This window comes from Marinobacter sp. EN3 (genome assembly GCF_000475315.1).
Lineage (GTDB): Bacteria > Pseudomonadota > Gammaproteobacteria > Pseudomonadales > Oleiphilaceae > Marinobacter > Marinobacter nauticus.
In genome coordinates, this window is sequence record NZ_AXCC01000053.1 from 1 (window position 1) to 4257 (window position 4257).

Consider the following 4257-nt stretch of genomic DNA (forward strand, 5'->3'; position numbering starts at 1 on the left):
GTGCCTCCCTATCCCGATTATACGTTTTGAATGACCATCGGAGGGATCTATGGAATTAAAGGACTTTATCAGGGAAACCTTGGTTCAAATAGCTCAAGGCATTGAAGAGGCAAGCTCGGAATTGCAGGATTCCGAAGCCTTGGTCAACCCACGGAATGTATCGATAAATCATTCAGCAAATGCCAAGCATTACGGTGTATTGTCTGAAAACAGAGATAATTCACCACTTCGATTTGTCGAGGAAATCACCTTCGATGTTGCTGTTCATGCCACCGAGGGTACAGAAGCGTCTGCAAAAGCAGGTATTTCCGTCGGATCAATTGGTATCGGTGGCAAGGGTAGCTCTAGCGAGACCAAAAGCTCGGAATCAAGAATCCAGTTCAGGGTTCCGATGGTCATGCCTCACTCGTGATCACGTATAACCAGCCGCATCAGTACGCGGCCGATGGCCGCCGGACGCCCCTGACGGGCCGCCGCTGTGCTCCGCGTTATAAGTCTGAGGTAATAATCAGCAGTACTATCGCTAAATCCAAAAACGAGTTTAGCTGGTTGTAAGATCACATTAGTTAGTTCAAAAGGTGCTAAAATGGATAATTTAATAACAATTGGATTAATTGCTGTAGCTATTCTGGCTGTACTAGGGCTTGGAATTAAATTTGTAATCAGCTTTAAATCTGGAAGTAAAAGCAACTTTAAAGATGTACAAGCCGGCGGCGACGTTGTTGGTAGAGATAAGGTTCAAAAGTAAATGTTTAGCTGGCTCAGAAATATTACGGCGGGCGGCGATGTTATTGGACGCGACAAGATAACAAATATCTTACCAGCTCCTACACAGATGGACTTGCTGTCTCAGAAGTATGTCGAAGAAAAATCAAATCAACAAGTAACTTATGTGATTATTGATGAGCTGACTCACTATAGTAATGAAAAGTACGATATCCGAGATTTGACTGAAAAGCTTGAAGATGCAGGGTTTGGTTATTTGATTGATGTCGGAGAGGAACTAAAAGAAGAGGTTAGTAAGTTAATTATTAGGAATCAGCATTACAAGTCGGCTCAGAAGATTATTACTTATTTATTGGCCGAAGTTGAGTCGATTTTTAACGCAAATATTAAGAGTAAGTTGCTTGATGTAAGGGAAGAAGCCTCATTGAAGCTGCTTTTCAGGACTCACCTTGAGAAAGAAATTCAAGCCCACCTAGGTGATAATGTTTTGGAGATTTTCAATCGTCAAATCAATGGGATGGTTTATTTCCTTACAGGGAATTGCCACTTGGAGTGGAAGTAATGCTTTTATACAACAAAGCTCTGGACCCAAACCATACACTGCTACGAATGACTGCATTACTAATTTATTGGAAAGCAGAAAGTTTAGAAGTTGATGCACTTCGCTTATTTGACTTCTTAATCGCAAACCCTGCGCATATTCAAAAATTGTCTGTGCCAAGAGATAAATTTACCGATAAGAATGAGTTTAAAAATTACAAGAACCGATATCAAAACTTTGATCCGAAAAGCCTCTTTAATGCGATGAAAGAAATACATTTCCTTGCTATAGAACGACTAGTTGTTCTTGGGGTGTTGCAAAAAGGCAGCAATTCTTCGGAATATCAAGTCATCCTCGAAAATATTCCAGAAGGATTAAAGAACTTAGCTGAATCAAAAGAAAACAGCATATCTAGCCAGGCAATTAATTTTATCGTGAAAAACCTAATATCAATTTCAATTACAGGTTCTGATGGATTAAAAAAAATAACGAGTTTAATGGATTATAGATATGATGTTAATTAAGCCTACTTTGAAGGTTGAGAGGCTTCATGTAAAAAGAGGCTCTCTAATCGTTTTTGATGAAGCCTTTCATGATGGTGTTAATATATTGGCAGGAAAGAATGGTTCTGGCAAAACTTCCATAATACAACTTTTAATGTATGGACTAGGTTACGAAGTCCCTAACTGGAAAGAGGAAGCGGGCCTTTGTGACAACATTTATGTGGGGTTAAAAGTCAATGGCAGCCCCGTTACCATTAGGCGTAAAAACAATGGTTCAGAGAAGCAATCAATGGACTTTTGTTTTTCAGAAATGGATACGGCATTAGCCTCCCCTCTCACAAGCTGGTTTAATTATCCGTATGCTATAGGAGGCAAGCCTAGTTTTTCTCAAAAAATGTTTGACGTACTTGGCTTACCTGAAGCAAAAGCAGATGCAAACAATAACAATGTAACTTTGCATCAAATCTATCGACTGATTTATGCAGATCAATCAAATACCTCTAGTGCCATATTTAATAATGAGCCGTTCGATTCTGCATTCAAAAGGGAATCTGTAGGTAAATACTTATTAGGCTTGTACGATAATGAGCTTTATGACGCAAAGATAAAACTTGTTGAAGAAGAAAAGAGGTTGCAAAAAATAATTGCAAAACTTCAGGCAATTCAGTCGGTTGTTGGAAAGACTTCTTTTGGTGAGGGTGTCGAGACAATTGAAGAACAGAAGAAAAATATATTAGATAAAATAGCTTCTATCAATGTCGAAATTATAGAAATTAAAGAAAAATCTTTAATTTCATACAGTTCTGATAAAAAAGAAACAGAATCCTCAGCAAAAGATAGCGTAGTAATTCGGAATAAGTTGCTAGAAGTAGAAACTGAAATTCAGCAATTGAATTACAACATACTTGACTCTGAAGAGTTTGTATCTGAGCTTATTGACAAGCAGTGTGCATTATCAGACTCAATTAAAGTTGGAAGTTTGATTGATGGGTTCGAATTCTCATCGTGCCCTAGTTGCCATAAATCACTCAAAGAAAAAGCCAAGGACTGCTGTGGCTTATGTGGTGAGCCGATAGAATCAACAGACAGTTCGAATAGTCTCCTAAGAATGAAGAATGAAATAGAGATCCAGCTTCGTGAATCTGAAAGGTTGTTGGAAAAGAAAAAACAAAAACTAGCGGAGCTTATGTCTAGGCGAAAGGAATTAAGAGTCTCATTCAGGAAGCAAGTTAGCAGAGTTACCGCAACTATGAGTTCTGTTGATGCAAGCAAAGAAAAGCAGCTATTTGATCTTTATCGACTAACAGGCGAACTCGAAGAAAAACTTCAAACATTAGATAAAATTGCTGAGCTTCATCGATCTTTAATTGAGCTGCGAGGTGAAAGAGACATTGTTCAGTCTGAAGTTAACAGGCTTAGTGACAAAATCGAATTGATAGGGAAGCAAAGATTTACGCGTGAGCCTGAAGTCCAGGCGCTTATATCCGATAGGCTTTGTGAGTTGCTCCGAAAAGATAATGGTTCAGAAAAAGAATTCAAAAATGCAGAGTATGCTGAGTTTGATTTTGCTGCCAATAGTGTATCCGTGAATGGAAAAACAGCCTTTTCAGAAAGTGGAATAGTCTTGTTAAATAACGCGTTTCATGTTGCTTTGTTGATGGCGGCGCTTGAAAAAACATATATACGTCTCCCCAGATTCTTGGTTCTCGATGGCATAGAAAATGGCGGGATGGAAGATGACCGATCGAAGAACTTTCAAAAGGTGGTAGTTGAGGCTCTATCTCGTTACGAAACAGATTTTCAAATTATTTTTGCGACAAAAAACATTGATGAAAGTTTAAAGTCAAAGAATTATATAGTTGGTGAGGTATATAGTGAGTCAAATAAAAGCCTAAAATATTTTAATTAACGTTTTATATAGACTGCAGAGGAGTGGCGACTTATAACAAGTTGCTGCACACGGAAAAATTACTCGCTGCGCTCCCAATTTTCCGGTGAGCAAAGCGTTAAGTTGCAAAAATTATGAATCAGTTCGATGGGCCAAGCTGGCGAATCAATTTGCTGCCCGAGTGGGTAGGAGAGCATGAAGAAGATTGTTCTCTCATTTTTCACCCAGAAGGCGTAGGGGCGCTCCAGATCAGTAGCTATTCTAAAGAAGGAACTGTCACGGAAGCTGACTTAAAAGGGTTGGCGCAAGAGCACATAGAGGCGGGGGCTAAATTAACTGAAGCTGATGCAGGCGACTTCGAGGGCTTCACTTTAGCATTTGGTTCGAACAATGAATTTTGGCAATTCTGGTATGTTGCCAATGGGCCAACTGCTCTATTCATCACATACAACTGCCAAGCAGCGGATCGCGACGCGGAAATTGAGTCGATCAAGAGCATGATCTCGGACTTGGCTGCAACTTAACCAGTAGGTGAAGCCGACCGGTACTGCGCTGCGCTCCGTACCGGCGGCTTACCATGGCGTGTGTGCCGGGCATGG

General features: G+C 39.9%; 6 protein-coding genes. All 6 read left to right on the forward strand.

Annotated elements, in window-relative coordinates; all coding sequences use genetic code 11:
* Positions 1-49 precede the first annotated feature (49 nt).
* Positions 50-412, forward strand: a complete 363-nt coding sequence (locus Q675_RS33730; protein WP_023011831.1) for a trypco2 family protein — start codon at positions 50-52, stop codon at positions 410-412.
* 174 nt (positions 413-586) lie between these two features.
* Positions 587-748, forward strand: coding sequence for a hypothetical protein (locus tag Q675_RS38230; RefSeq protein ID WP_023011832.1), 162 nt, complete (start codon positions 587-589; stop codon positions 746-748).
* Positions 749-1288 carry an ABC-three component system protein gene (locus Q675_RS33735; RefSeq protein WP_023011833.1) on the forward strand — a complete coding sequence of 180 codons (540 nt, stop codon included), beginning with the start codon at positions 749-751 and terminating at the stop codon, positions 1286-1288.
* Positions 1288-1791 (forward strand): ABC-three component system middle component 5, encoded by a 504-nt coding sequence (locus Q675_RS33740; RefSeq protein ID WP_023011834.1) that lies wholly within the window; start codon positions 1288-1290, stop codon positions 1789-1791. Before Q675_RS33735 ends, Q675_RS33740 begins: the two co-directional genes overlap by 1 nt.
* Positions 1778-3679, forward strand: coding sequence for an AAA family ATPase (locus Q675_RS33745; protein WP_023011835.1), 1902 nt, complete (start codon positions 1778-1780; stop codon positions 3677-3679). The genes Q675_RS33740 and Q675_RS33745 overlap by 14 nt, the downstream gene beginning before the upstream one ends.
* A gap of 113 nt (positions 3680-3792) precedes the next feature.
* Positions 3793-4182, forward strand: a complete 390-nt coding sequence (locus Q675_RS33750) for a hypothetical protein (RefSeq protein WP_023011836.1) — start codon at positions 3793-3795, stop codon at positions 4180-4182.
* Positions 4183-4257 lie beyond the last annotated feature (75 nt).

What these genes read in the sequence shown, in the direction of transcription:
- Q675_RS33730 (WP_023011831.1), top strand. Translation starts at nt 50, where the DNA reads ATGGAATTAAAGGACTTTATCAGGGAAACCTTGGTTCAAATAGCTCAA.
- Q675_RS38230 (WP_023011832.1), top strand. Translation starts at nt 587, where the DNA reads ATGGATAATTTAATAACAATTGGATTAATTGCTGTAGCTATTCTGGCT.
- Q675_RS33735 (WP_023011833.1), top strand. Translation starts at nt 749, where the DNA reads ATGTTTAGCTGGCTCAGAAATATTACGGCGGGCGGCGATGTTATTGGA.
- Q675_RS33740 (WP_023011834.1), top strand. Translation starts at nt 1,288, where the DNA reads ATGCTTTTATACAACAAAGCTCTGGACCCAAACCATACACTGCTACGA.
- Q675_RS33745 (WP_023011835.1), top strand. Translation starts at nt 1,778, where the DNA reads ATGATGTTAATTAAGCCTACTTTGAAGGTTGAGAGGCTTCATGTAAAA.
- Q675_RS33750 (WP_023011836.1), top strand. Translation starts at nt 3,793, where the DNA reads ATGAATCAGTTCGATGGGCCAAGCTGGCGAATCAATTTGCTGCCCGAG.